At 67.0% G+C, this 25,999-nt stretch carries 22 protein-coding genes and 1 tRNA gene; 18 read left to right on the forward strand and 5 right to left on the reverse strand.

The features are described 5' to 3' along the window. Nucleotides 1-8: 8 nt before the first annotated feature. On the reverse strand, nt 9-719 hold the full coding sequence (locus ACT2B0_RS11275) for a nitroreductase (RefSeq protein ID WP_348117469.1): 711 nt from the start codon (nt 717-719) through the stop codon (nt 9-11). Nucleotides 720-1,016: 297 nt separating this feature from the next. Between ACT2B0_RS11275 and ACT2B0_RS11280 the strand changes: the two genes are divergently transcribed. Further along, entirely contained in the window at nt 1,017-1,928 is a 912-nt protein-coding gene (locus tag ACT2B0_RS11280; RefSeq protein ID WP_473465927.1) for a homocysteine S-methyltransferase family protein, read from the forward strand. Then, nucleotides 1,921-3,111, forward strand: a complete 1,191-nt coding sequence (locus ACT2B0_RS11285) for a pyridoxal phosphate-dependent aminotransferase (protein WP_473464746.1) — start codon at nt 1,921-1,923, stop codon at nt 3,109-3,111. Before ACT2B0_RS11280 ends, ACT2B0_RS11285 begins: the two co-directional genes overlap by 8 nt. Before the next feature lie 28 nt (nt 3,112-3,139). Here ACT2B0_RS11285 and ACT2B0_RS11290 read toward each other — a convergent pair whose 3' ends face one another. The 3 genes from ACT2B0_RS11290 to ACT2B0_RS11300 are packed head-to-tail and all read right to left on the reverse strand — an operon-like array spanning nt 3,140 to nt 6,254. Beyond that, a complete protein-coding gene (locus ACT2B0_RS11290; protein ID WP_473464748.1) occupies nt 3,140-4,735 on the reverse strand; it encodes a 5-guanidino-2-oxopentanoate decarboxylase in 1,596 nt (531 codons plus the stop codon). After that, nucleotides 4,732-5,388, reverse strand: coding sequence for a TetR family transcriptional regulator C-terminal domain-containing protein (locus ACT2B0_RS11295; RefSeq protein WP_473464751.1), 657 nt, complete (start codon nt 5,386-5,388; stop codon nt 4,732-4,734). The genes ACT2B0_RS11290 and ACT2B0_RS11295 overlap by 4 nt, the downstream gene beginning before the upstream one ends. Further along, a complete protein-coding gene (locus ACT2B0_RS11300) occupies nt 5,385-6,254 on the reverse strand; it encodes a dimethylarginine dimethylaminohydrolase family protein (protein ID WP_473464753.1) in 870 nt (289 codons plus the stop codon). Before ACT2B0_RS11300 ends, ACT2B0_RS11295 begins: the two co-directional genes overlap by 4 nt. 212 nt (nt 6,255-6,466) lie before the next feature. On the opposite strand from ACT2B0_RS11300, the gene ACT2B0_RS11305 reads away from it, so the two are divergent. The 10 genes from ACT2B0_RS11305 to ACT2B0_RS11350 all read left to right on the forward strand — a co-directional run bounded on the left by ACT2B0_RS11305 (nt 6,467) and on the right by ACT2B0_RS11350 (nt 16,649). After that, a complete protein-coding gene (locus tag ACT2B0_RS11305; protein WP_348117454.1) occupies nt 6,467-7,279 on the forward strand; it encodes an ABC transporter ATP-binding protein in 813 nt (270 codons plus the stop codon). 42 nt (nt 7,280-7,321) lie between these two features. Next, a complete protein-coding gene (locus tag ACT2B0_RS11310; RefSeq protein ID WP_348117452.1) occupies nt 7,322-8,104 on the forward strand; it encodes a transporter substrate-binding domain-containing protein in 783 nt (260 codons plus the stop codon). Nucleotides 8,105-8,211: 107 nt separating this feature from the next. Further along, nucleotides 8,212-8,937: an ABC transporter permease gene (locus tag ACT2B0_RS11315; protein ID WP_473465930.1), complete on the forward strand. Its 726-nt coding sequence runs from the start codon at nt 8,212-8,214 to the stop codon at nt 8,935-8,937. Then, on the forward strand, nt 8,937-9,749 hold the full coding sequence (locus ACT2B0_RS11320) for an ABC transporter permease (RefSeq protein WP_473464759.1): 813 nt from the start codon (nt 8,937-8,939) through the stop codon (nt 9,747-9,749). The genes ACT2B0_RS11315 and ACT2B0_RS11320 overlap by 1 nt, the downstream gene beginning before the upstream one ends. A gap of 128 nt (nt 9,750-9,877) precedes the next feature. Next, nucleotides 9,878-10,915 carry a BMP family protein gene (locus ACT2B0_RS11325; protein ID WP_473464762.1) on the forward strand — a complete coding sequence of 346 codons (1,038 nt, stop codon included), beginning with the start codon at nt 9,878-9,880 and terminating at the stop codon, nt 10,913-10,915. Between the two features lie 148 nt (nt 10,916-11,063). Next, complete coding sequence (locus ACT2B0_RS11330; protein ID WP_473464764.1) at nt 11,064-12,584, forward strand: ABC transporter ATP-binding protein; 1,521 nt, start codon at nt 11,064-11,066, stop codon at nt 12,582-12,584. Nucleotides 12,585-12,668: 84 nt separating this feature from the next. Then, entirely contained in the window at nt 12,669-13,718 is a 1,050-nt protein-coding gene (locus ACT2B0_RS11335) for an ABC transporter permease (protein WP_473464766.1), read from the forward strand. 5 nt (nt 13,719-13,723) lie between these two features. Beyond that, on the forward strand, nt 13,724-14,665 hold the full coding sequence (locus ACT2B0_RS11340; protein ID WP_473465932.1) for an ABC transporter permease: 942 nt from the start codon (nt 13,724-13,726) through the stop codon (nt 14,663-14,665). Next, nucleotides 14,662-15,957 carry an amidohydrolase family protein gene (locus ACT2B0_RS11345; protein ID WP_473464768.1) on the forward strand — a complete coding sequence of 432 codons (1,296 nt, stop codon included), beginning with the start codon at nt 14,662-14,664 and terminating at the stop codon, nt 15,955-15,957. Before ACT2B0_RS11340 ends, ACT2B0_RS11345 begins: the two co-directional genes overlap by 4 nt. Then, entirely contained in the window at nt 15,954-16,649 is a 696-nt protein-coding gene (locus tag ACT2B0_RS11350; protein ID WP_473464771.1) for a gamma-glutamylcyclotransferase, read from the forward strand. The genes ACT2B0_RS11345 and ACT2B0_RS11350 overlap by 4 nt, the downstream gene beginning before the upstream one ends. A 5-nt stretch (nt 16,650-16,654) precedes the next feature. Here ACT2B0_RS11350 and ACT2B0_RS11355 read toward each other — a convergent pair whose 3' ends face one another. Further along, nucleotides 16,655-17,821 carry a DUF3095 domain-containing protein gene (locus tag ACT2B0_RS11355; protein WP_473464773.1) on the reverse strand — a complete coding sequence of 389 codons (1,167 nt, stop codon included), beginning with the start codon at nt 17,819-17,821 and terminating at the stop codon, nt 16,655-16,657. A gap of 246 nt (nt 17,822-18,067) precedes the next feature. Between ACT2B0_RS11355 and aztA the strand changes: the two genes are divergently transcribed. The 6 genes from aztA to ACT2B0_RS11385 all read left to right on the forward strand — a co-directional run bounded on the left by aztA (nt 18,068) and on the right by ACT2B0_RS11385 (nt 25,981). Further along, nucleotides 18,068-18,880 (forward strand): zinc ABC transporter ATP-binding protein AztA, encoded by an 813-nt coding sequence (gene aztA / locus ACT2B0_RS11360; protein ID WP_473464776.1) that lies wholly within the window; start codon nt 18,068-18,070, stop codon nt 18,878-18,880. Next, nucleotides 18,877-19,743 (forward strand): zinc ABC transporter permease AztB, encoded by an 867-nt coding sequence (aztB, locus tag ACT2B0_RS11365; protein WP_348117429.1) that lies wholly within the window; start codon nt 18,877-18,879, stop codon nt 19,741-19,743. The genes aztA and aztB overlap by 4 nt, the downstream gene beginning before the upstream one ends. Before the next feature lie 101 nt (nt 19,744-19,844). After that, a complete protein-coding gene (locus tag ACT2B0_RS11370) occupies nt 19,845-20,759 on the forward strand; it encodes a PhzF family phenazine biosynthesis protein (RefSeq protein WP_473464780.1) in 915 nt (304 codons plus the stop codon). An 83-nt stretch (nt 20,760-20,842) separates the two neighbouring features. Next, nucleotides 20,843-20,918, forward strand: a tRNA-Lys gene (locus ACT2B0_RS11375). Nucleotides 20,919-21,388: 470 nt separating this feature from the next. Next, complete coding sequence (locus tag ACT2B0_RS11380; RefSeq protein ID WP_473464783.1) at nt 21,389-24,862, forward strand: peptidoglycan-binding protein; 3,474 nt, start codon at nt 21,389-21,391, stop codon at nt 24,860-24,862. A 78-nt stretch (nt 24,863-24,940) separates the two neighbouring features. Then, nucleotides 24,941-25,981 (forward strand): hypothetical protein, encoded by a 1,041-nt coding sequence (locus ACT2B0_RS11385; RefSeq protein ID WP_473464785.1) that lies wholly within the window; start codon nt 24,941-24,943, stop codon nt 25,979-25,981. Nucleotides 25,982-25,999 lie beyond the last annotated feature (18 nt).

Consider the following 25,999-nt stretch of genomic DNA (forward strand, 5'->3'; position numbering starts at 1 on the left):
GGCCGCGCCTATTTCACGAAGGTGACGAATTCCTCGAGATCGGCGCGCTCGGTGCGCAGCTTGTTTTCCGGTTTCGACGTGTCCTCGTGGCCGAGCGCCATGCCGCATACCACGACTTCCTCGTCCGGGATGCCGAGCACGGGCCGGATCTGGCGGTGATAGGGCGCGAACGCCGCCTGCGGGCAAGTGTGCAGCCCCCTGCCCCGCGCCGCGACCATGATGTTCTGCAGGAACATGCCGTAGTCGATCCACGATCCCTGGTTCAGCCGCCGGTCGATGGTGAAGATCATGCCGACCGGTGCGTCGAAGAAGGTGAAATTGCGATCGTGCTGGGCGCGCATCTGGTTGACGTCGCGGCGTCCGATGCCGAGATGACCATAAAGCGAGAAGCCGACCGCGCGGCGGCGCGACAGATAGGGTTCGAAGAACTGGTCGGGATAATAGCGATATTCGTCCCACTTGGCCTTTTCGGCCCTGATCCCGGAATTGAGGATGGCATCGGCGAGCTGGCGCTTCTTCTCGCCGGTGGTCACATAGACCTTCCAGGGCTGCATATTGGTGCCCGACGGCGCCCGGCTCGCGACCTTGAGGATGTCGCGGAGCGTGTCCTCGTCCACCGGATCGGGCAGGTATGCGCGCACCGATCGCCGCGACGTGATCGCTTCGTCGACGATGTCGGCGTCCAATACGGCATCGTTTTGTTTGTCTGGCACCAGCATTCAGCCGTCCCCACCTCAACTCTCTGGCCGCGCGCTCCGCGCACGGTCAATCTTGCCACTCACTCGGGCCGCGGCACCGGACGGACATGCGTTGCACGGCCCTCCGGCAGGACCGCCCCTTCCTTTGCATATTGTCGCTCGCGGGTCGACTCCGTCCCATCCCATCCGCGATCGCAACGCGGCTTCACGCCGCCTGTGGCGGTAGAGTGACAGGCCCTGTCGGCAGCGACGCAGCCTGTGGTGGACAAATCCGCCAGGCTCGCCATGCTGTGACAGGAAGGAAAGAGAGACTTGGACGTGCGTGACGTGATCCTTCTCGACGGCGGCATGGGGCAGGAACTGATCGCCCGCAGCCGCTTTGCGCCGACGCCGTTGTGGTCGACGCAAATCCTGCTCGACGAGCCCGAGATCGTCGAACAGGTCCACCGCGACTATATCGAGGCGGGCGCCCGGGTCATCACCATCAACGCCTACTCGGCCACCCCCGAGCGCCTGGAGCGCGACGGTGACCCGGCGCGGTTTCGTCCCCTGCAGCAACGCGCCATCGACCTTGCCTGCGCCGCGCGCGAGGCGATGGGGCGTGAGGTCGCGATTGCCGGCTGTCTGCCGCCGCTGGTGGCGAGCTACCGGCCGGAGCTGACGAGCGATTTCGACCTGGCGCTCGCCACCTATCGGCGGATCGCCGGAATTCAGGGCCCGCGGGTCGACCTGATACTGTGCGAGACCTTGTCGTCCACCCTCGAGATCGCCGCGGCGACCCGCGCCGCCGCCGAAACCGGCAGGCCGGTCTGGACGGCCGTCAGCCTGATGGACGGCGCGCCGTCCGCGATGCTGCGCTCTGGCGAGCCGCTCGCCGCCGGGCTGGAGGTCGCGCGCACGGAAGGCGCGCAGGCGGTGCTGGCCAATTGCTGCCGGCCGGAAACGATCTCGGCCGCGCAAACCGAACTTGCCGCCGCGGGCCTGCCTTTCGGGGCCTACGCAAACGGATTTTCTGCCATCGACGCGCTGCGTCCGGGTGGTACAGTCGACGCGCTGACCGCCCGGACGGATCTCGACCCCCAGGCCTATGCGCGATGGGCGCTCGACCTGGTGGCCCACGGCGCCGTAATCGTCGGCGGCTGTTGCGAGATCGGCCCGGATCATATTTGTGAGTTGAAGCGCCAACTCGAACACACCGGACACACCATCACGGGACCATTCCATGCCTAATCCCTCTTCCCGCATCTCCGGCATCACGCCCCACGGCAAGGATGGCTGGGAGGTTCATTTCGCCGCCATGACCCGCAAGCAGGCCGGCGAGGACATCATGATGCTGTCGGTCGGCGACCACGATTTCGACACGCCGGCCAAAACCGTCGAGGCCTGCGTGACGGCGGTCCGCCAGGGCCGCCACCACTATACGCAGCTTGCCGGCCTGCCCAGGCTGCGCGCGGCCATGGCCGCGATTTCCGAACAGGCGACCGGGCTTGCGACCCGCCCCGATCAGGTGATCGCCACGCCGGGCGGCCAGCTTGCCCTGTTCGCCGCCGCCCAGGCCACGCTCGACCCCGGCGACCACGCGATCATGATCGCGCCCTACTACGCCACCTATCCCGGCACGTTTCGCGCCGCCGGCGCCGATTTCACCGTCGTGGAAGCGCGCGCCGAGGACGGGTTCGAGCCGCGCGCCGAGGCGATCGAGGCGGCCATCCGCGACAATACCCGGACGCTGCTGATCAACACGCCGAACAATCCGACCGGCGCGGTCTATTCGCCCGAGACGCTGGAAGCGATCGCCGCCCTGTGCCGGCGCCACGATCTCTGGCTGATCTCCGACGAGGTCTACTGGACCTTGCCCGGCAGCAAGAAACATGTCTCTCCGCGCGCCCTGCCCGGCATGGCCGAACACACGCTGGTGATCAATTCCATGTCCAAGAGCCACGGCATGACCGGCTGGCGGATCGGCTGGCTGACCGCGCCGGCCGATCTCGTCGCCAGGCTGGTGAGCCTCAACCTGGTCACCACATACGGCCTCAACGACTTCGTCAGCCGCGCCGCGATCGAGGCACTGGAAAACGCCTATGGCGTCGACGAGATCGCCGAGCGCTATGGTGCCCGCCGCAAGGCCTTTCTGGACGCCATGCGCGGCTTCAACGACATCACCGTGCGCGGCTCGCAAGGCGGCATGTATGTCATGCTCGACATTTCCGCCGTCGATTTCGATTGCGAGCAGTTCGCCTGGCGTTTCCTGGAAGCTGAAAAGGTCGCCGTCATGCCGGGGCTCAGCTTCGGCGAGGCCGCGAGAAGCCACATCCGCATCAGCCTGTGCCAGAGCGAGGCCGTGCTGCGGGAGGCCGCCGACCGCTTGCGCCGCTTCGTGGCCGGCTATGGCGAGCGGCGTCGCTCCGCCTGACCGCCCTCATAGCAGGCACGAACCGGCCTCAAAGCTCCGGCGCGCCGGCAAGCTCGATCAGCGCCGGGCCGCCGGCGCCCCGCGCGCGCGCCACCGCCGCGCCGAGATCGGCCAGCGCACCGATCCGCTCGGCGGCCATGCCGTAGGCGGCGGCCACGGCGCAGAAATCGGGTGCCGACGGGCGCACGCCGACCGGCACGATACCGGCCGCGCGCATCGACGTCTCGATCTCCTGGAAACCGCGATTGTTCCACACGACGAAGATCACCGGCGCGCCCTCGTCAACCGCCGTGCCGAGTTCGGCCAGGACGAACTGCATGCCGCCGTCGCCGCTCAGGCAGATCACCGGCGCGCCCGGCCTGCCGAGGGCCGCACCGATCGCCGCCGGCGGCCCGTAGCCGAGCGCTCCGTAGCCGGTGGCGGCGTTGAACCAGCCGCCCGGCCGGTCGTGGTCGTAAAAAAGATTGCCGGCATAGATCGCCTGGGTGGAATCGCCGACGATGGTCGCGCCCGGCACCGCGCTGCGGATCGCCTCGAGCGCGCCGACATGGGTCCGCATGCGCTGCCCGATCTCCTCCCATGCATCGTCTCGCGCCTGTCGGGCGCGTTCGGCGCCCGTGCCGGCCGAACCATCACCGCCGCCGCCGAGGGCCGCGACCAGCGCCGCGGCGGTGGTAGCCGCATCGCCGGCGAGCGCGACCGCGCCGGGGGTTGTCGAGAGCTGGCTGCCGTCGCAATCGACCCGCACAAGATTCGAGAGGGCGGGCATGCCGCCATCGGCATAGACGTCGTAGTCGGTCGGTCCCATTTCGGTGCCCAGCGCCAGCACCGCATCGCTGCCGGCCAACAAGGCGCGTACCGCTTTCAGGCTCGGGCTTGCCGGCACCGCCAGCCGATGGCCATGCATGATGCCGCGCGCGTTGGCCGTCGAAATCACCGGCGCGTCGAGCCGTTCGGCCAGCGGCGCGACGGCGTCGGCCGCGCCGCGCGCGCCGCCGCCGATCAGGATCGCCGGCCGGCGGGCCTGGGCCAGGATCTCGACGGCGCGGTCGCGTTCGGCCTTGGCGGGCATCGCCGGCCGCGGTCGCGGCGCGATCTCGAGGGACAGGTCGCCGGCAGGCAGGCCCATCACGTCGAGCGGGATCTCGATATGAACCGGGCCCGGCCGGCCGCTGGCCAGACGGTCGAAGGCGCGGCCGACGGTTCCGCCGAGGTCCTGCGGCCGCTCGATGCGTTCCGACATCAGGCAGACGCTGCGCATCATCGCGCGCTGGTCGGGCAGTTCGTGCAGATGGCCGAGCCCCCGGCCGAGGCTATCTAGCCGGTTGACGCCGGAAATCACCAGCATCGGCACGCTGTCGGCGCGCGCCTGGGCGATCGCGGTGATGGCGTTGGTCAGGCCGGGCCCGGTGATCAGCAGGGCCACGCCCGGCCGCCCTGTGGCGCGCGCATAGCCGTCGGCCATGAACCCCGCCGCCTGCTCGTGACGCGGCGTGACGTGCCGGATCGGCGAGCCTGCAAGGCCGCGATAGAGCTCGATCGTATGGACGCCCGGAATGCCGAACACCGTGTCGACCCCATGCGCCTCCAGAAGCCTGACCAGCGCCTCGCCGACGGTTTTCATGGGCGTTCGCTCCCTTCATCGCCCGGCAGATCGACGCCGAGCTGCGCGGCGACGCTGGTGATCGCGATCCCCGCCAGTTCGCCTTCGTCAAACAGGCTGCTGGCCATGCAGCCCTCGATCCACAACCCGTCGATTATGGCGTTGATGGCGATCGCGTGCCGGCGCAGCGTCATCGCGTCGGCCGGGTGGCCGGCCTCGCCCAGCACCGCACCCACCAGGCTTTCGACCTCGTCGCGGAAGCCGAGATAGCCTTCCCGGTGGACGGCGGCCAGCGCGGTGTCGGCATGGGCGCGGGCGATAAAGCCGGCCCAGAGGGCGAAAATCCGCGTATCGACCACCGGCGGGCCGAGATTGGCGCGCACGAAGGCGGCAAGCCGCTCGGCCGGCCGCGCCTCGCGCGCGGCGAGCGCGTCCTTGGCCTGGTCGGTCATTCTCTTGACCACTGCCGCATAGGCGGCCTGCAAAAGCTCCGCCTTGCCGGGAAAATAGTGCCGGATCAGGCCGGCGCTGACGCCGGCGCGCAGCGCGATCGCCCGCACGGTCGCGCCTTCGATTCCGTTTTCTGCCACGCAGTCCAGCGTCGCCTCGATCAGATCCCGACGGCGACGCCCCTCGCCCTCGCGTCTAAACTTGCGCCGTGCGCTGACGGTCATTGCCGCAGGATCGGTCGGGTCAGGCAGGTCGGCCCGCCCTCGCAGGCAATGCACAGCGCATCGGCCTCGAAAGTGTCCACCCTGCAGCCGGCCCGTTCCATCGCCGCCTTCGTCCTGGGAAAGCCGGCAACCGCGATCGCCGCGCGCGGCGCGGTCGCCAGCACGTTGAGCGACAGCCCGTTGCTGGCCGCGAACTCGTCTGGATCGCCCTCCACCAGCATGATGCCGCGCGCCCGCAGCATCTGCCAGAACGGCGCCGGCAGCAGCGGCGCGTGAACCAGCGCCAGATCGTCGGCGAGCGGGCTGATGACCGACATCAGGTGCAGGCAGGCCTCCTCCCCGTGCCACAGGGGCAGGTCGAAACCCTGCACGGCCACGCCCAGCGGCTCAAGCAGCGCGGCGAGTTGGCGAATGCCGGCCTCGTTGGTGCGCACCCCGCGCCCCACGGCAAGCGTGGCCCGGTCGAGCCACACGCAATCCCCGCCCTCGACCTGACCCGGCGCCTCGATCCGCCCGAGAACGGCGATGCCCAGCTTGCGGTAGCACGCCTCGTGCAGCTCAGGCTCCGGCCCACGCAGCGCCTTGCCCATCGACAGGATCACCGCGCCGCGATCGGTCATCAGCGACGGATCGTGGGTGAAGACGGAATCGGCCAGCCCGTCGGCGCCGGCGAGCCAGTCGATCCGCGCACCGGCTGCTTCCACCAGCGCGCTCAGCCGCGCATGCTGGGACGCCGCCCTGGCCGGGTCGAATTGCGGTCCGTAATGCCAGCGCTTCGGCTCGGCGCCGCGCATGGCGGTGCCGGCGGAACACATCAATACGCGCTTCAGCGGCGCGGCCATGGATTGCGAGCCGTATTGCGTCACGATTTCTTCTTTCTCCGGCCCGCGAAATCGGGGCGCCCGTATTTATACGCTTGCATAACAAGCCGGCAAGTGCCGTAATGGCCTCGAAAAACAAAGGCCGGTCCGCCGCCACGGCGACCACGGATCCGGCGAAAGAAACGGGGAACGATGCGACAGGCGATGGCGCACCGGGTGGGTCTGCGGGTGTTCGATACGCCGCGAAAGCGTGACCGATGACGGTCGCGGCCGCGCAACCCGAAGCACAAGAGCCATCCGGCACACCGGCCGAGGCGATCCATGTCGAGGACCTGCACAAGAAGTTCGGCGCCCTGCACGTGTTGAAGGGCGTGTCGCTGTCGGCCCGCGACGGCGAGGTGGTCGCCATCATCGGCGGCTCCGGGTCGGGCAAGTCGACGCTGTTGCGCTGCATCAACTGCCTGGAAAACCCGACCAGCGGCGTCATCCGCGTCAATGGCGAGCAGATCCGGCTGAAACCGGACGGCCACGGCGACATGGTGCCGGCCGACCGGCGTCAGATCGAGCGCATCCGCTCCCGGCTCGGCATGGTGTTCCAGAGCTTCAATCTGTGGAGCCACATGACGCTGATCGAAAACGTCATCGAGGTGCCGGTGCATGTGCTGGGCATCGCGAGGGCCGAGGCGATCGCCACCGGCGAGGCGCTGCTCGAAAGGGTCGGGCTGGCCGAAAAGCGCGATGTCTACCCCGCCTTCCTGTCCGGCGGCCAGCAGCAGCGCGGCGCGATCGCCCGCGCACTCGCCGTCGAGCCGCGCGTCATGCTGTTCGACGAGCCGACCTCCGCGCTCGATCCCGAACTGGTCGGCGAGGTGCTCAAGGTGATCGCCGACCTCGCCGGCGAAGGCCGCACGATGGTGCTCGTCACCCACGAGATGAAATTCGCCCGCGAGGTCGCGAGCCACGTCGTCTACCTGCACCAGGGCCTGGTCGAGGAGGAAGGCCGGCCCGAAGAGCTGTTCGGCGCGCCGAAATCCGACCGCTTGCAGCAGTTTTTGCGCACGGTCGGCTGAGACAGAAATTAGGGAACCGCAACCAAACAAAGGGAGTTTTCCATGAAATCCTTCGCCAAATTCGCCGCCGGCATGATTGCGGCCGGCATCATGTCGCTCGGCGCGGCACAGGCCGAGACCGTCAAGGTCGGCATTGCCGCCGAGCCCTATCCGCCCTTCGCCTCGCCGGACGCCTCGGGCAAGTGGGTCGGGTGGGAAGTCGAGATCGCCGAGGCGATCTGCGCGGCGGCCGAACTCGACTGCGAGATCACGCCGGTGTCGTGGGACGGCATCATTCCAGCCCTCAACGCCAAGAAGATCGACTTCATCGCCGCCTCGATGTCGATCACCGCCGAGCGGATGAAATCGATCGATTTCAGCGACAAATATTACAACACCCCGACCGGGATCGCCGGCGCCAAGGCTGTGGAGATGGACGCGACGCCCGAAGGGCTGAAGGACAAGATCCTCGGCGTTCAGGTGTCGACCGTGCACGACGTCTACGCCAAGAAGCATTTCGGCGACACGGTTGCCGAGATCAAGGTCTATCAGACCCAGGACGAAGCCAATGCCGACCTCGCCGCCGGCCGCATCGACGCCACCCAGGCCGATTCCTTCGCCCTCGAAGCCTTTCTTGAAACCGACCAGGGCAAGGCATGCTGCGAGATGAAAGGCATCGTCGCGCCCGATATCGACGTGTTGGGACCCGGCGTCGGCTTCGGCGTGCGCAAGGGCGAGGACGATCTCAAGGCCAAGCTCAACGCCGCCATCGGCGCGATCCGCGACAGCGGCAAATATGACGAGATCACCAAGGAATATTTCGATTTCGACATTTTCGGCGGCTAGCCGAGGCCAGAGCTTGAACGCCCCTCGATCGGCGCGCCGCCTGGCGTTGCCGGCGGGGGGCGCGACGCGCATCCACCGCCGGAGACAAGCACCTGCTTGAGACCCTGCTGCAACTGAGCCTTTTCGACCTGCTCGCGCCGAGCCCGCCCGGCTGGGGCGGAACGCTGCTGCGCGGCCTCGCCAGTTCCGTCCAGATCGCGCTCGGCGCGTTCGGCATCGGCCTTGTGATCGGCACCGCCGGCGCCTGGGGCAAGCTCTATGGCGGCCCGGTCGTCCGCGACCTGTTGGAGGTCTACACCACCGTGGTGCGCGCGGTGCCCGAACTGGTGCTGATCCTTTTACTCTATTACGCCGGCACCGATCTGGTGAACCGCACGCTCGAGGCCTTCGGTTATCCGCCGGTCGACATTTCCGGCCTCGTCGCCGGCATCGCCGTGCTCGGCGTCGTCCAGGGCGCCTATTCGACCGAAGTCATTCGCGGCGCCATTCGCGCCATTCCGCAGGGCCAGATCGAGGCCGCGCGCGCCTACGGCATGGCGCCGGGCCTGCTCCTGCGCCGCATCACCCTGCCGGCAATGCTGCCCTACGCCATTCCCGGCCTCGCCAATCTGTGGCTGATCGCCACCAAGGACACCGCGCTGCTGGCCGTCGTCGGCTTCAACGAGCTGACGCTTGCGACCCGCCAGGCGGCCGGCGCGACCAAGGCCTATTTCACCTTCTTCGTCGCCGCCGGCGCGCTCTATCTGCTCCTGACCCTGTTTTCCAACGTCATCATCGCTCGCGTCGAGCGCTGGGCGCGTCGCGGCATGCCGCATGTCGGAGGCGCGGGCTGATGGCAAACGTGATCGAGGTCACCGGCAAGCCGCTGCCGCCGCTGCGCGCCTGGCTGAAGCCGCACCGCATCGTGCTGATCGCGATCGCGCTGGCGCTCGCCGCCTATGCCGGCTGGACCATGCGTTGGGACTGGATCCCCGACTACGCCCCGCTCGCCGCCGAGGGGCTCTGGCGCACGCTGTGGCTGCTGGTCGTGACCTGCATGCTCGGCTTCGCGCTTGCCGTGCCGCTCGGCCTCGCCCAGGCGGCCGGGCCCGCCTATCTCGCCTTGCCGGCGCGCGCCTTCTGCACGGTGATCCGCGGCACGCCGCTTCTGCTGCAATTATGGCTGCTTTATTTCGGGCTGGGCTCGCTGTTTCCGCAATTTCCCTGGATCCGCGGCTCGGAACTGTGGCCGTATCTGCGCCAGGCTTGGCCCTATGCCATGCTGGCGCTGACCATGTCGTTCGCCGGCTACGAGGGCGAGGTCATGCGCGGCGCCTTTGCCGGCGTGCCGCGCGGACAACTGGAAAGCGCGCGCGCGTTCGGCATGAGCCGCTGGAAGATTTTCCGTCGCATCTGGCTGCCGCAGGCGATCCAGCGCGCCCTGCCCACGCTTGCCGGCGAAACCGTTCTGCAACTGAAGGCGACGCCGCTGGTCGCCACGATCACGGTCGTCGACATCTACGCCGTGTCGAGCCGGGTGCGCCAGGACACGTTCATCATCTTCGAGCCGCTGCTGCTGCTGGCGCTGGTCTATCTGGTCATTACCGGACTGATCGTGCTCGCCTTCCGGCGCCTCGAAGCCCGCGTTCCGACCAGGCTGGGCTGAGCGGGCGACACCGGTGGGCAACCCGCCGATCGCGATTGCCGGGCGGCGAAATTTCTTCTAGTCTTTACCAATTGATAAAAAATGAGGCGGGCAACGTCCTCGCGCACGTTCCAACCAGAGGTGGACCCATGACGAAATTCACGCCCGGATCAACACGCTCTCTCGTCTCGCGCCGCACCGTCTTGAAGGCCGCCGGCGCCACGGCGGCCCTGGCCGGCGCCGCCACAGTGCCCACCAGGCTGTTCGCCCAGGAGCCGGTCAAGGTCGCCGCGATCTACACCGTGCCGGTCGAGCAGCAATGGGTCAGCCGCATCCACAAGGCCGCCAACGCCGCCAAGGACCGCGGCGACATCGACTATGTGTTTTCCGAAAACGTCTCCAACAGCGACTACGAGCGCGTGATGCGCGAATATTGCGAGGCCGGCCACCAGCTCGTCATCGGCGAGGTGTTTGGGGTCGAGGACGCCGCCCGCACCGTCGCCGCCGACTACCCCGACACCGCCTTCCTGATGGGGTCGAGCTTCAAGCCCGACGACGCCCATCCCAATTTCGCGGTGTTCGACAACTATATCCAGGATGCCTCCTACCTGACCGGCATCATCGCCGGCGCGCTGACCAAGTCGAACAATATCGGCATGGTCGGCGGTTTCCCGATTCCCGAGGTCAACCGGCTGATGCACGCCTTCATGGCCGGCGCGCGCGAGATGGCGCCCGACATCGCCTTCCAGGTCGCCTTCATCGGCTCCTGGTTCGATCCGCCCAAGGCCAAAGAGACCGCCTTCGCCCAGATCGACGCCGGCGCCGACATTTTGTACGCCGAGCGCTTCGGGGTCTCCGACGCCGCGCAGGAGCGCAAGCTTCTGGCGATCGGCAACGTCATCGACACCCAGGCCGACTATCCCGAGACCGTCGTCGCCTCGGCGCTGTGGCATTTCGAGCCGACGCTCGACAAGGCGATCGCCGAGGTCAAGGGCGGCTCCTTCAAGGCCGACGATTACGGCATCTATTCCTTCATGAAGCATGGCGGCTGCTCGCTCGCCCCGCTCGGCACCTTCGAGGGCAAGGTGCCCGACGAGGTGATGGCCAAGGTGGCGGAGAAGGAAAAGGCGATCAGGGACGGCTCGTTCACCGTCGAGATCAACGACGAGGAACCGAAATCGAGCTGATCGAACGGCCTCTCCCACAAGGGAGAGGCCGGATCGGTATTTTGCCATCCGCAACCGGCCCGCGATCCGGGCGAAGGCCGAGACCTCGTTTCGGCGGCCTTCGGCCCGAGGCGCAGAAAGGGTCGTGACCGTCGCGACCGGAATCCCGATGACCGCCACCCCCGTCCTGCGTCTGCACAACATCACCAAGCGTTTCGGCCCGCTTGTCGCCAACGACGCGATCTCGCTCGAATTGCGGCGCGGCGAGGTCGTGGCGCTGCTGGGCGAAAACGGCGCCGGCAAGACGACGCTGATGAACATCCTGTTCGGCCACTACGTCGCCGACGAGGGCACGGTCGAGGCGTTCGGCAAGACCTTGCCGCCCGGCGATCCGCGCGCCGCGCTCGAAGCCGGCGTCGGCATGGTCCACCAGCATTTCACGCTGGCCGACAACATGACGGTGCTGGAAAACATCGCGCTCGGCACCCAGTCGTCCTGGTCGCCGCGCTTCGACCGCGCCACGGCGCTCGCCCGCATCCGCACGCTTGCCGCCGATTTCGGGCTCGCCGTCGAACCGGACCAGACGGTCGCCAACCTCACCGTCGGCGAGCGCCAGCGCGTGGAGATACTCAAGGCGCTTTATCGCGACGCGGGCGTGCTGATCCTCGACGAGCCGACCGCGGTGCTGACGCCGATCGAGACCGAGGCGCTGTTTGCGACCCTGAAGAAACTGGTCGCCTCGGGGCTTTCGGTGATCTTCATCTCGCACAAGCTCAACGAGGTGCTGGCGATCAGCGACCGCGTTCTGGTGCTGCGCACCGGCCGCCTGTCGGGCGAACGCGAAACCAAGGGCACGACGCGCCAGGAACTGGCCGCGCTGATGATCGGCCAGGAAATCGCCCCGCCGGCGATCGCCGCGGCCGCGCCGGGACCGGTGTTGCTCGAATGCGAGGCCGTTTGCGCCGCGCCCGCCTCCGGTCCCGTCGGCCTGGAAAGCGTCTCGCTGGCGCTGCGCGGCGGCGAGATCGTCGGGCTGGCCGGCGTTTCGGGCAACGGCCAGACGACGCTGGCGGCACTGCTGTCTGGCATTCACCGTCCGCGATCGGGACAGTTTCGCATCGCCGGCGAGGCGGTGGAGACATGGTCGCCGGCGATCGCGCTGCAGGCCGGCGTCGCCCGCATCCCCGAGGACCGGCACGCCGTCGGCACGATCGGCGACATGAGCGTGACGGAAAACGTCATCGCCGAGCGTTACCGCTCGCCGCGCTTTTCCCGGCACGGCTTTCTCGACTGGGCCGCCGCGCGCGGTTTCGCCGAGGAGCTGATCCGCGATTACGACGTCAAATGCCCCTCGCCGGAGGCGCGCGTGCGCCTGCTTTCGGGCGGCAATATGCAAAAGCTGATCCTCGGCCGGGCGCTCGATCCCGATCCGAAGATCATCCTGGCCAACCAGCCGACGCGCGGGCTCGACGTCGGCGCGATCTCCTATGTACACCGGAAACTGCTGGAGGCGCGTGCGCGTGGCGCGGCGGTGCTGCTGATATCGGAGGATCTCGACGAGATCCTGACGCTCTCCGACCATGTCTGCGTGATGTTCAAGGGCAGGCTTTCGCCGCCCTCGGCGCGCGGCGAACGCTCGGTGCGCGACCTTGCCGAACTTATGGCCGGCCACGGCATGGAGGCGGCATGACGGTGTTTCCCCGCCCCGTGATCGCGCGTGCCGCCCGGGAGCCCGGCGGCGACATCCTCCACAAAGGCCATGGACGCCCTCATCATGCGGCTTGAACCCAAACCCGCGCCCTCGCTCGCCGCCACGCTCGCCTATCCGGCGGGCGCGATCCTGGCCACCATGGCGATCGCCGCCATTTTGGTGCTGGCGGCCGGCGCCTCGCCGCTGTCGGTGTTCGCGCTGGTGGCCAAGGGCGCGGCCGGCTCGCAATTTGCCCTGCTGGAAACCCTGACCCGCGCCACGCCGCTGATCTTCACCGGGCTTGCGGTCGCGGTCGCCTTTCGCGCCAAATTGTGGAATATCGGCGCCGAAGCCCAGCTTTACGCTGGCGCCATCGTCACCGTCGTGCTCGGCACCGGCGCGCTGCCCCTGCCGGCGATTGTCCTCATCCCGCTGATCATGCTGGCCGCGATGACGGCCGGCGCCCTGCTTCTGCTCGGTCCGGCCTTTTTGAAAACCCGGCTCGGCGTCGACGAGGTCGTCACCACGCTGTTGTTGAACTTCATCATGCTGCTCGTGGTCTCCATGCTGCTGGAAGGCGTCTTGAAGGACCCGATGGGGCTCGGCTGGCCGCAATCCGAACGCGTGATCGCTGAGGCCAAGCTGCCGCGCATCGTCAGCGGCAAGCGTCTGCATTACGGCTTCGTGATCGCCGTCATCGCCGCGCTCTGGGTCTGGGTGATCATGAAAAAGACCGCGCTCGGCTACGAGATGCGCGCCGTCGGCCACAACCCCGCGGCCGCGCGTTTCGCCGGCATCCCCGTCAACACGGTGCTGATGAAGACGGCGCTCCTGTCGGGGGGCCTAGCCGCGCTTGCCGGCTTTTCCGAAGTGTCGGGACTGAAGGGCAACCTCACGCTCGATCTGTCGCCGGGCTTCGGCTACACCGGCATCGTGGTCGCCATGCTCGCCATGCTCAATCCGCTCGGCGTGATCGCCGCGGCGATCTTCGTGGCCGGCATCTTCGTTGGCGCCGACGCCATGAGCCGCACCGCCGACGTACCGAGCTACATCGCCAATGTCATGACGGCGACCGCATTGCTGACCATGGTCACGGCGATCATGCTGACGCGTTACCGCATCCGGTGGAGGTGAGCGTGATCGAAGCTCTTGAAATCCTGTTCACCGCCTCTTTCTGGGTCGCCGCGATCCGCATCGCCTCGCCGCTGATCTTCGCCACCATGGGCGAACTGATCTGCGAGCGCGCCGGCGTGCTCAATCTCGGCATCGAGGGCATCATGGTCGCCGGCGCCTTCACCGGCTGGTTCACCGTCTATGCGGGCGGCGATCTGTGGACCGGGATCGCGGTCGCCGCGGCCACCGGCGCGGCCTTCGGGCTGCTGCACGGCACGCTGACCGTGCCGCTCGGCCTGTCGCAGCACGTGGTCGGCATCGGCATCACCCTGCTCGCCACCTCGCTGACCTATTTCACCTATCGTCTCGCCCTGCCGGAAGTGACCTCGCCGCCGAAAATCGACTCGTTCCAGCCGCTGGAAATCCCGCTCCTGTCCGACATTCCGCTCGTCGGTCCGGCGCTGTTTGCCCAGACCCCGTTCACCTATCTCGCCTTCGTCACCGTCGCCGTGGTCGGTTGGGTGCTTTATCGCACGCCGCTGGGGCTGGCCGTGCGCGCCGTCGGCGAAAACCCGGCCGCCGTCGAGGCCCAGGGCATCGGCGTCACCGCCACGCGCATCGGCGCGGTGATGGCCGGCAGCGCGCTGATGGCCGTCGGCGGCGCCTTTTTGACCATGTCGGCCTTTAACTCGTTCTTTTTCGAGATGGTCAACGGCCGCGGCTGGATCTGCATCGCACTGGTCGTGTTCGGCTCCTGGCGTCCGGGCAAGGCGCTGCTCGGCGCGGTGCTGTTTGCCGCCTTCGACGCCTACCAGGTGCGCCTGCAGCAAGTGACCGGCGGCGTCATTCCCTACCAGCTCTTCCTGATGCTGCCCTATGTGTTGTCGGTGCTGGCGCTGATTCTCGTCGCCCGCCGCGCGACCTATCCCAAGGCGCTGATGATACCCTACCAGAAAGGCGAGAGATGAGTTTCGACCTGATCGTCAAGGGCGGCACCCTGCCCGACGGCCGAACCGCCGACATCGCGATTGCCGGAGCCAGGATCGCCGCCATCGAGCCCGGCATCACCGCCGAGGCCGGCCGCGTCGTCGACGCGAGCGACAATCTCGTCGCCCCGCCGCTGGTCGATCCGCATTTCCACATGGACGCCACGCTGTCCTACGGCCTGCCGCGCATCAACGCGTCGGGCACGCTTCTGGAAGGCATCGCGCTGTGGGGCGAGCTGAAGCCGCTCCTGACCCACGAGGCGGTCAAGGAGCGCGCGCTTGCCTATTGCGACTGGGCGGTTTCGATGGGGCTGCTGGCGATCCGCAGCCATGTCGATGTCTGCGACGACCGGCTGCTCGCCGTCGAGGCGCTGCTGGAGGTCAGGAAGGAGGTCGCGCCCCATATCGATTTGCAGCTGGTCGCCTTCCCCCAGGACGGGTTCTATCGCTCGCCCGGCGCGCGCGAAAACACGCTGCGCGCACTCGACATGGGCGTCGACGTCGTCGGCGGCATCCCGCATTTCGAGCGCACCATGGCCGACGGCACCCGCTCGGTCACCGCCCTGTGCGAGATCGCGGCCGAGCGCGGTCTGATGGTCGACCTGCACTGCGACGAGACCGACGATCCGCTGTCGCGCCACATCGAGCAGCTCGCCTACGAGACACAGCGTCTCGGCCTCGGCGGCCGCGTCGCCGGCTCGCATCTGACCTCGATGCACTCGATGGACAATTATTACGTCTCCAAGCTCCTGCCTTTGATCGCCGAGGCCCAGGTCGCGGCGATCCCCAACCCGCTGATCAACATCATGCTGCAGGGGCGCCACGACAGCTTTCCCAAACGCCGCGGCCTGACCCGGGTCAAGGAAATGCTTGCCCACGGCATCCGTGTCGGTTTCGGCCAGGACTGCGTGCTCGATCCCTGGTACTCGCTCGGCACCGCCGACATGCTCGACGTCGCCTTCATGGGCCTGCACGTCGCGCAGATGTCGCATCCCGACGAGATGCGCCGCTGCTTCGACATGGTCACCGGCGAGAGCGCGGCGATCATGGGGCTTGACGATTACGGTCTCGCGGTCGGCAAGAAGGCGAGCCTGATCGTGCTCGACGCCGGCGACCCGGTCGAGGCGATCCGGCTGCGGCCGGAACGGCTGTGCGTGATCGCCGCCGGCAAGGTGGTGGCCGAGCGCGACCGGCAGGAAACCCGGCTTGCCCTGCCCGGCCGGCCGCGGACCGTCGCCCGCCGCCATCGCGCCCCGACCGCGCGACAGGAATGACGCGACGCCCGCGCCTGACAGCCGAGCTCGTCCGGCGGGTTCATCGCGACCTCGCCGATCCCGGGTCGATGCAGCGGCAAAAGAATGTCCCGAAAAGCTGGTTCGCCGTCACCGCGCGATCCCTGCGCGCCGCGCTGGCGCCCGGCGAGCCGTTGTGGGTGTTCGCCTTCGGTTCGCTGATCTGGCGCGCACCGATCGCCTTTTCCGACCGGCGCACCGGCCTCGTGCGCGGCTGGCACCGCGCCTTCTGCCTCGGCTGGGACACGCGCTATCGCGGCAATGTCGACCAGCCGGGCCTGATGCTGTCGCTCGACCGGGGCGGAAGCTGCAAGGGCGTGGCGCTGAAGATCGCGCCGGAACGCCTCGACGCCGACCTCGTGCGGCTGCTTGAACGCGAGCCGCCGATCATGCCGCGCTGGGTCACTGTCGCCACCGACACGGGGCCGCTGCGCGCCATCGCCTTCGTCGCCGCGCGCGATTATGCCGGTTATGTCGGCGGCCTGAGCGAGACCGAGATCGCCGACCGGCTGGCGGTCGCCGTCGGCTTCTGGGGCTCGATGGCCGAATATCTGCTCAACACGGTCGAGCATCTCGAACGGCTCGGCCTGCACGACCGGCATTTGTGGCGGATGCAGGACCTGGTGGCCGAGCGCATCGCCGCGCAGCCGCAGGACGCGAGAGCCGGCCGCTGAAACGATCAACGCCCTTTGATTGCCAGCGCCGCCGTGGTGTAGCCGCCCGACGCGCCGTCGACGAAGTGCACGTGGTCGTCGCTCGACACCGACGGCACGATGCAGGTCATGATCGCCTCGTCCTGCTCGAACAGACCGTAGTCGAGCACACCCTCGGCCGCCGCCCCAGCCAGCAGCGCATCCAGCCTGTCGCGGGTTTCGGCATCGCAATCGATCGTCATCTTCAGACCGTCGTCGAATTTGCGGAAATCGGCGTTGGCGCTGGTCGTCTCGACATAGTGGCCCGGATCGAAACCGCCGACCCCGCGCCCGGTCCTGAACAGCAAAAGCGCAAACAGCGTTTCGGCCAGGAGCCGCAGCTTGTTGAGCAGCAGCGAGCCGCCGCCGCGCCGGGCGCGCGCCTCCAGCTCAAGCCCGAGCGGGGGCCATTCGAAACCGGGCCCCGCCGCCGGCACCGGGTGGCCGCCACGCTCCAGCCCGACCGTCAGGGCGATGATTCGGCGCATGGCATCGGCGACCGCGGCCGCCGGCGCGTCCGCTCTCGGGATCGCCAGCAGCGACAGGATCCTGCCGTGCCTCGCCCGCATCGGCGTCCAGCGGCACGACAGGCCGGCCAGATCGGGATGGCGGTCGGCGGGCGCGGCCTCGACCCGGTAGCGCCCGCGTTTCATCTCGCCTTCCGCCCAGGCCATGCCCCCGCCGGAAAACATCGCGTAATCGACGCCGGGCGACGGCGCGTAGCGGGCGACGGCAAGCTCGTGGCCGGCCGCGCGGATCGCGCCGACCGGCACGATTGCGCCGCGCATCTCGATGTCGAACTCGCGCCTGGCCCAGCCGATCACGCGCGCCAGCGCGTCGCGCGCCGCCTCCAGCCGGTCCGCTTCGAAACCGAACCCGGCGCCGTCGCCGCCGAACACGAACGGAAACCGCATTCCGCCGGCCGCGTTGATCTGCGCCGAGATCACCGCCGCGCCGACCGTGTTGACGACCTTGTAGCGGCCGGCCGCGATCAGGTCGGTCGAACCGACAATATCGGCGGTGCCGACGAACCAGTCGTCCGGAACCGGCCGGTAAGCCGTCCCGTCGGCCAGGTCCTCGAAGCCGGCATGAACAGGCAAAGCGCCGTAAAAATCGGAACGCAGCGCGCCGCCGCCCGCAGATTGTTCGTCCATTCGCCACCACCCGCCTTGCTGCCGCACTATCCAAGCCGGCTTCGCCGCCACCATCAAGAGCGCCATGCAAGGTTAGACGCATTCGCTCCGCGATGGTTTCACATTCGTTCGGCTTTGACGAACACGGATGCGTGTTCGGGACAGAATGCCGGGATCACCGATCGGCCCGACCATTGACGAACGTAATAACATCACATAACCAGACGGGATCGGCCGGCAGCGTCGGCGATTATTCCGGACATGGCAATGAGCGACGCCAGCCTGACCTTTAGCGACCTGACCCTCGGCTATGGCAGCCACCCGGCCGTCCACCATCTGAACGGCCCCGTCGAACGCGGCTCGCTGACCGCCGTGGTCGGCCCCAACGGATCGGGCAAATCCACCCTGATGAAAGGGATCGTCGGCATCGTGAAACCGATGGCCGGCGCCGTGCGAACAGCACCCGGCCAGCGGCTTGCCTATCTGCCGCAGCAATCCGAGATCGACCGCAGCTTTCCCGCCCGCGTTCTCGACCTGGTTGGCCTCGGGCTTTGGCCGAAACGCGGCCTTCTGGGGCGTTACGACCGCCGGGACCGGCAGGACCTGCGCGACGCGCTCGACGCGGTCGGCCTGGCCGGCTTCGAGCACCGGCCGATCGACACCCTGTCCGGCGGCCAGCTGCAACGCGCGCTGTTTGCCCGCGTGCTCGTCCAGAAGGCCGATCTGATCCTGCTCGACGAACCGTTCAACGCCGTCGACGCCAAGACGACCGCCGATCTGATCGCGCTCATCCGGCACTGGCATGGCGAAAGGCGCACCGTGCTGGTGGTGGCGCACGATTTCGAGCTGGTGCGTGAGCATTTTCCCCAGACGCTGGTTCTGGCCCGCCGTCCGATCGCCTGGGGCCGCACGCAAGACGTGATGCGGCCCGACATTCTGGCCCGCGCGCGCCGCTTCGACGAGGCCTGGCACGACGACGCCCCCTGGTGCGCGGCCGACGGCCCGCATGCCGGTCACGATCATGCCAAAACGGGGTCATCGTCGGTTCCGGCCACGGCACAGCGCAGCGGCTCGCTATGATCGAGCTCCTCGTTTCACCCTTTGTCGAATTCGCCTTCATGCGCCGCGCCCTGCTCGGCGTGGTGCTTTTGTCGATCTCCTCGTGCCCGGTCGGCGTGTTCTTGATGCTGCGCCGCATGAGCCTGGCCGGCGACGCCATGGCGCATGCGATCCTGCCGGGCGCGGCCACCGGTTTCCTGCTGTTCGGTCTCGCCATCGTGCCGATGACCGTCGGCGGGCTGATCGCCGGCGTGCTGGTGGCGCTCGGCGCCGGCGCCGTCTCGCGCCTGACCGTGCAGAAGGAGGACGCCTCGATGGCCGCCTTCTACCTGATCTCGCTGGCGGTCGGCGTGTTGATCGTGTCGTTGCGCGGCTCCAGCGTCGACCTGATGCATGTGCTTTTCGGCAGCGTGCTGGCGCTCAACGACGAGGCGCTGATCCTGATTGCCGGCATTTCGATCGCGACGCTCGCAGCGCTCCTGCTTTTATGGCGTGGGCTGATCGCGGAATGTCTCGACCCGCTGTTCCTGCGCTCGGTCAGCGGCATCGGCCCGCTGGTCCATTTCGTCTTTCTGGGCCTGGTCGTGCTCAACCTGGTCGGCGGCTTCCAGGCGTTGGGCACGCTGTTGTCGGTCGGGCTGATGATGCTGCCGGCAGCAGCCGCCCGTTTCTGGACCGCGCGCGTCGACACGATGTGCCTGCTGGCGGTCGCCATCGGCATCGCGTCGAGCACGGCCGGCTTGCTGTTGTCCTATCATTTCACCCTGCCGTCGGGCCCGGCCATCATCCTGTCGGCCGGCCTGGTCTATTTCGCCTCGATCCTGTTCGGCGGCCGCGGCATCGTGCGCGTGCTTTTGATCCGCCATCGGCATCGCACCGCCTGAGACCGGTCGCCGGCGCGGCCAGGCGGGACGCTTGCCAAGCCGGCGACAAGCCGCTCTTGTAGGAAGCGCAATCCCGAAACGACCTGCAAGCGGAGAGCGGAATGGCCGCACGGCGCTACGAAATCTACGACGTCTTCACCGACCGCGCGCTTGCCGGCAATCCGCTGGCCATCGTGCATGACAGCGCCGGGCTTACGGGCGAGGCCATGCAGACGATCGCGGCCGAGTTCAACCTGTCGGAAACCGTCTTTGTCGGGCCGGCGCAAAACCCGGCCCATGCCGCCGGTCTGCGCATCTTCACGCCGAAATCGGAACTGCCGTTCGCCGGCCACCCGACCGTCGGCAGCGCGATCGCGCTTTACGAAAGCGGCAAGGCGCGGGCCGGCGGCAACGCCATTCTCGTGCTTGAGGAAAAAATCGGCCCGGTGCGCTGCGCCGTCAGCGCCACGCCCGGCCGGGCGAGCTTCGCCGAATTCGACCTGCCGCGCCTGCCCGCCCCCGTCGCGCTGTCGGCCGAGCCCGAACTGATCGCCGCCGCGCTCGGTCTCGATGCCGACGAGATCGGCTTCGAAAACCATCGCGCCTCGGCCTGGACTGCGGGCGTGCCCTATGTCTGCATCCCGGTGGCCGGCCTCGAGGCGGCCGCCAGGGCCCGGCTCGACCCACGGCTATGGCTCGATATCGCGCCGCCTTCGGATAGTCTCGTCCCCGGCGCCTATGTCTATTGCCGCGAGACGGTCGGCAATGACTGCGCCTTCCACGCGCGCATGTTCGCTCCGCATGACGGCATTGTCGAAGATCCCGCCACCGGTTCGGCGGCGGCCGCCTTCGCCGGGGCGCTGGTCGCCTTCGACGCCCCGGTCGACGGGCCCGGCCATCACTGGATCGAACAGGGCGTGGAAATGGGCCGTCCGTCCCGCATCCGCCTGGAGGTCGAAACCGCCGGCGGCGCGCTCACGGCCGCGCGCATCGGCGGCTTCGCGGTCCGGCTCGCCGAGGGGACGCTTTTCGTCTGAATTCTTCTTTCCCCAAGGCTTGCAACAGCCGGAACGAGCGGCTATAGAGCCGCACGCTCGTGCTCCTTGAGACGCGGCTCCGTGGGTGATTAGCTCAGTTGGTAGAGCAGCTGACTCTTAATCAGCGGGTCGTAGGTTCGATCCCTACATCACCCACCAATCATTTCAATGACTTACCGGCAATGGTGGCGGAACGGGCCGTGAACGTGTGACGCTCGTGGGACCGTCCCACGTCCCACGTGGGACATTTTCGTTCACGGCCCGTTCCGGCAGGCCGATCTGACCCGCATTGCCGCGGCGACGCCCTCCCGCCGGCGTTCCGCCTAAGCCCCGCGCCGCCCGCATCTTTAGCCGTTCAGCTTCGGTTCACCCGCAATCGGCAAGGTTTCGTCCAGTCAAGAACTCTGACGCAGAAATCGCCTGTAAGTTGAAAAATCCATGGCGGATTTCTGCAAGAGCAAGGCCAAAACAGGAACAGAACACAGCAGCGCTTTACCATGACGAGATTTCGTGCCTAGCTTTGTGTCCCGCGGGTGGTGTGAAGTGCTTCATTTACCCGGAGGGCAAGCGGACCTAGTGAAGGCCCGAATAAAAAGGGACAGACAGACTGCCAGGAGGAGGAGCATCCCATGGCCGCCCACCCGTTACGCACCCGTCATTTTTCACGCAACGCCCTGAAAGGCAAACGTCTCGCCTTCGCCTCGGCCCTGCTTTTGGGATCGTCCGCGCTGGTTCCCGCAGCCCTTGCCCAAGAGGCGCTGTCGGCCGGAGAGTCCTTTGCCACGCGCTTTTCCGGCACCACCGAAATCACGCTTGCCGACGGCGAGCGTCTGACCCTGATCGACGAGGGCGGCGTCGTCGGCTCCGTCGTCGACATTCGCAATCCCGGTTTTGCCGCCGACGGTCGCCACTGGATCGACGAGCCGCAACGCCTGCCGGTGACCGCCGGCCAGGTCGGCCAGGTCTTCGGCATCGCGATCGACGACGGCAGCCCGGCCAATATCTACCTGACGGCCACCTCGCAATTTGGCCTGCACCGCGATCCCGACAATACCGATTGGCTGCCCGGTCAATGGGGCGAAGGCGGCCCCGGCGGGCTTTACAGGCTCAACGCCGACAATGACTACGAGCCCGAACTGCTTGCCGTGATCACGCTGGACGGGCGCGAGAACACCGGCGCCGGCCTCGGCAATGTCGCCTTCGACAAGGCGCACGGACAATTGTTCGTCTCCGACCTCGAAACGGGTATGATCCACCGCCTGTCGCTCGACGGCACGCAGATCGATCGTTTCGACCATGGCGCCGACGCGCGCACCGGCTTCCTCGACGCCATTACCGGCGAGACCGCGACCCTGCCCGCGATCGCCTTCGATACGGCTTCGAGCGCGGCGATCGGCGACTGTGCCGATGCCGGCGGTTCGCCCCAGACCTTCGCGCAGACGCCCGAATGCTGGAACTATGCCGATTTCCGCCGCCGCGTGTTCGGCCTTGCCGTGTTCACCGACCCGCTGTCGAACGAAACCCGGCTCTATTATGCGGTGTCGGGCGCGGACGGCATGGGCAATCCCGACTGGGACGGCGCCAGCGACGATGCCGCCAACAGCGTGTGGTCGATCGGCCTGGACGAAAACGGCGGCTTCAACGGTGCCGATGTGCGCCGCGAAATCGTGCTGCCGGAATTCGGCGGCGATGACGCGACGCCGCGCGCGGTGCCTGACCTTGCCATCTCCAACGAAGGCGTGATGCTGGTCGGCGAACGCGGCGGGGTGCGCAATCTCGGCCTCGATCAGCCGCAGCCGTTTGCCACGCCACATGCCGCGCGCGTGCTGCAATACACGCTGACGAGCGAGGGGTTCTGGGTCCCGCTCGGCCGCTACGACATCGGCTTCTATGACCGCAAATCGCTTGGCGCGCCGCATATCCGCGCCAATGCCGCCGGCGGTGTCGATTTCGGTTACGGTTACACCACCGACGGCACGATCGACGCGGATCGGCCTTATGGGAGCGTCTGGGCCTCCGGCGATTCGCTGTGCTCGCCCGACGGGCCCTGCCTGGAGCCCTCGACCGGCGAACGCAGCGATCTCTCCGAGGTGCACGGCATTCAGGGCACGCCCGTGGAGGCGCTCGACGAGGTGCTGCCCGAGGCGGCTCTCGGCGCCTACCCCGACACCGGCGACCCTTACCCCGCCGACGCGGTGCTCGCCTCCTACATGATCGACCTCGACACCAATATCGACGAGGCCGGCAACCCGATCGCCATCGAGGCGCTCAAGCACGACGCCACCAAGATCGGCGACGTGGAGGTTTATCGCGCCGGCGCCGGCGCCCCGCCGCCAGGAGAGCCGGCACTGCCGCAGCCACAGGGCTACGATCTCGACATCGACAAGAGTGGTCCCGTCGAATGCCTGCCGGGTTCGGAATGCAGCTTCACCATCAAGCTGACCAATAACGGCCCGGCCGATTTCTCGGGTCCGGTCTATCTCTGGGACGTGATCGAACCCGAGGCCGCGCCCTTCGTCGAGACCATCGGAACGGGTTGGAATTGCTTCGAGCTCGACGCGGGCATCCAGTGCTACAATCCGAGCGTGACGCTTGGCGTCGGCGAAGCGACGGAATTCGCACTCAAGATATCGATTCCGGCGGATTATGGCTCCGACATCCTCACCAATTGCGTCAGCATCCAGTGGCTGTACGGCGAGGACGGTGGCGTCGACGCGCAGGCGATCCAGGTCGCGCTCGCGCTTCTGGGTTACGATCCAGGTCCGATCGACGGCATTCTGGGACCGCAGACCCAATCGGCGCTGGCGCAATTGCAGTCCGACAGCGGTCTCGATCCGACCGGCGAACTCGACGACGAAACGCTCGGCTTGCTCTATCCCGGCATGGTGGGGATCATCGGCGATCTCGACAGCACCAACGACCAGGATTGCCACGATGTCGGCACCGGCGATCCGACGCCAATCCATTCCAAGTGGAACTCGCATCTGAAGACGGGTTCGCCACATAACAAGATCCAGTCGCACCTCAAGACAGGCTCGCCGCACAACAAGATCCAGTCGCATCTCAAGACAGGCTCGCCGCACAACAAGCTGCAGTCGCACCTCAAGACCGGATCGCCGCACAACAAGATCCAGTCGCACCTCAAGACAGGCTCGCCGCATAACAAGCTGCAGTCGCATCTCAAGACAGGCTCGCCGCACAACAAGATCCAGTCGCATCTCAAGACCGGATCGCCGCACAACAAGCTGCAGTCGCACCTCAAGACAGGATCGCCGCACAACAAGCTGCAGTCGCATCTCAAGACAGGCTCGCCGCATAAGAAGCTGCAGTCGCACCTCAAGACCGGATCGCCGCACAACAAGCTGCAGTCGCACCTGAAAACCGGATCGCCGCACAACAAGCTGCAGTCGCATCTCAAGACCGGATCGCCGCACAACAAGATCCAGTCGCACCTCAAGACCGGCTCGCCGCATAACAAGCTGCAGTCGCACCTCAAGACCGGATCGCCGCATAACAAGCTGCAGTCGCATCTCAAGACAGGCTCGCCGCATAAGAAGCTGCAGTCGCACCTGAAGACCGGATCGCCGCACAACAAGCTGCAGTCGCACCTGAAAACCGGATCGCCGCATAAGAAACTGCAGTCGCATCTCAAGACCGGCTCGCCGCACAAGAAGGTGCAGTCGCACCTCAAGACCGGATCGCCGCACAACAAGCTGCAGTCGCACCTGAAAACCGGATCGCCGCATAAGAAACTGCAGTCGCACCTGAAGACCGGCTCGCCGCACAAGAAGGTGCAGTCGCACCTCAAGACCGGCTCGCCGCATAAGAAGACGCAGTCGCATCTCAAGACCGGCTCGCCGCACAAGAAGGTGCAGTCGCATCTCAAGACCGGTTCGCCGCACAAGAAGGTGCAATCGCACCTCAAGACCGGTTCGCCGCACAACAAGGCGCAATCACACAAGAAGATTGGTTCGGTCAGGCCACACAACAAAGCGCAGTCGCACAACAAGACCGGTTCGGTGAAGCCGCACAACAAGCTGCAATCGCACCTGAAGAAGGGCTCGGCGATCGAAAAGCCGCCGGCATTCCTGCCCAAGCTCTAGGCTTGCGCAATTCAGATGCGCGGGGAGTCTGCAGGCCAGGCTCCCCGGCAGGTCCCGAAGATTGGAATGGAGATCGACATGATACCGGCATCATTCGTGCCGCGGGGCTTTCGCTTTGCCCGGCTTTGTTTCGGCCTCGCGGCCGCAGCGATCATTTGGGCGCAGCCGGTCGCGGCCGCGTCCACCAGCACGATCACGACCAACGAAGCCTATGTCGACGCCGTGCGCGCCGCGCCTGCTTTCGACATCACCGACATCGACGCGGTGTTCGACCACGTGTTTTCCCAGCTCAAGGACGACGTCACCGTCTATCCGACTGAAAACTACTATTATTTCAAATTCATCCACGACGCGGTGCCTTATGCCGGAAATTTCCGCCTCGACATCGCCGATCGCGACGACGGCATCGTTCATTTCGCCTATTTCACCGAAAATAACCCCTTCACCGAACAGCAACTGTCCAAGCACCGCGCCTATACGGCCGAGCTTGGCGTGACCGTGGAGAAAAAGGACGGTCTCACCTATGCGTTGACCCGCAAGGGGCGCACGGTGACGTTCCATCTCAACGATCTGCGCGATGTCCGGGTCCCCAAATCCAAGCTCGGGCCGGGCGAGGCGTATCTCGGCCCGGTCTTCGACGAGGCCGGCGTGCAGATGTTCCTGTTGTGGAACAAAGAGCTGAAAATGTTCCTCTACGTGCTCGACGACAAAGTGCCGTCGGAGGACTATTTTCAGTCCGAGACCTCGAACCAGGTCAGCATCGGCCTGCGCACCGGTTTTGCCTGGTACCAGGACCGCTATCTCGACCGCCGGATCCTGGTCGGGGTGCGCGCCTACGAGACCTCGCTCAACACGTTTTTCGACGGGCCGTTCGACCAGCTACCGGACAATTTCCTGGAAGGCGACGTGCTGCGCCGCGCCCTGCTCGAGCTCAGCCCGGAAGTCGAGGGCCAGATCGACAGGTTCGGCAATTCGCGCGACCTCACCGGCCGCATGCTGGTCGATCCCTATCTGCTCTACGACGACCAGAGCGAGTTCACCGTGCTCGATCAATGTGCGGCGGCCGCAATCGACCCGGCGACCTATTATCCCTGCTTCGCCATCGGCCAGAGCAAATAGGCCGCCGGCGGGCGGCGA

The sequence above is a fragment of the Nitratireductor sp. J20-h4 genome, from assembly GCF_056780505.1.

What these genes read in the sequence shown, in the direction of transcription:
- ACT2B0_RS11345 (WP_473464768.1), top strand. Translation starts at nt 14,662, where the DNA reads ATGAGTTTCGACCTGATCGTCAAGGGCGGCACCCTGCCCGACGGCCGA.
- ACT2B0_RS11335 (WP_473464766.1), top strand. Translation starts at nt 12,669, where the DNA reads ATGCGGCTTGAACCCAAACCCGCGCCCTCGCTCGCCGCCACGCTCGCC.
- ACT2B0_RS11295 (WP_473464751.1), bottom strand. Translation starts at nt 5,388, where the DNA reads ATGACCGTCAGCGCACGGCGCAAGTTTAGACGCGAGGGCGAGGGGCGT.
- ACT2B0_RS11275 (WP_348117469.1), bottom strand. Translation starts at nt 719, where the DNA reads ATGCTGGTGCCAGACAAACAAAACGATGCCGTATTGGACGCCGACATC.
- ACT2B0_RS11290 (WP_473464748.1), bottom strand. Translation starts at nt 4,735, where the DNA reads ATGAAAACCGTCGGCGAGGCGCTGGTCAGGCTTCTGGAGGCGCATGGG.
- ACT2B0_RS11305 (WP_348117454.1), top strand. Translation starts at nt 6,467, where the DNA reads ATGACGGTCGCGGCCGCGCAACCCGAAGCACAAGAGCCATCCGGCACA.
- ACT2B0_RS11385 (WP_473464785.1), top strand. Translation starts at nt 24,941, where the DNA reads ATGATACCGGCATCATTCGTGCCGCGGGGCTTTCGCTTTGCCCGGCTT.
- ACT2B0_RS11310 (WP_348117452.1), top strand. Translation starts at nt 7,322, where the DNA reads ATGAAATCCTTCGCCAAATTCGCCGCCGGCATGATTGCGGCCGGCATC.
- ACT2B0_RS11285 (WP_473464746.1), top strand. Translation starts at nt 1,921, where the DNA reads ATGCCTAATCCCTCTTCCCGCATCTCCGGCATCACGCCCCACGGCAAG.
- ACT2B0_RS11320 (WP_473464759.1), top strand. Translation starts at nt 8,937, where the DNA reads ATGGCAAACGTGATCGAGGTCACCGGCAAGCCGCTGCCGCCGCTGCGC.
- aztA (WP_473464776.1), top strand. Translation starts at nt 18,068, where the DNA reads ATGAGCGACGCCAGCCTGACCTTTAGCGACCTGACCCTCGGCTATGGC.
- ACT2B0_RS11350 (WP_473464771.1), top strand. Translation starts at nt 15,954, where the DNA reads ATGACGCGACGCCCGCGCCTGACAGCCGAGCTCGTCCGGCGGGTTCAT.
- ACT2B0_RS11325 (WP_473464762.1), top strand. Translation starts at nt 9,878, where the DNA reads ATGACGAAATTCACGCCCGGATCAACACGCTCTCTCGTCTCGCGCCGC.
- ACT2B0_RS11330 (WP_473464764.1), top strand. Translation starts at nt 11,064, where the DNA reads ATGACCGCCACCCCCGTCCTGCGTCTGCACAACATCACCAAGCGTTTC.
- ACT2B0_RS11355 (WP_473464773.1), bottom strand. Translation starts at nt 17,821, where the DNA reads ATGGACGAACAATCTGCGGGCGGCGGCGCGCTGCGTTCCGATTTTTAC.
- ACT2B0_RS11370 (WP_473464780.1), top strand. Translation starts at nt 19,845, where the DNA reads ATGGCCGCACGGCGCTACGAAATCTACGACGTCTTCACCGACCGCGCG.
- ACT2B0_RS11380 (WP_473464783.1), top strand. Translation starts at nt 21,389, where the DNA reads ATGGCCGCCCACCCGTTACGCACCCGTCATTTTTCACGCAACGCCCTG.
- aztB (WP_348117429.1), top strand. Translation starts at nt 18,877, where the DNA reads ATGATCGAGCTCCTCGTTTCACCCTTTGTCGAATTCGCCTTCATGCGC.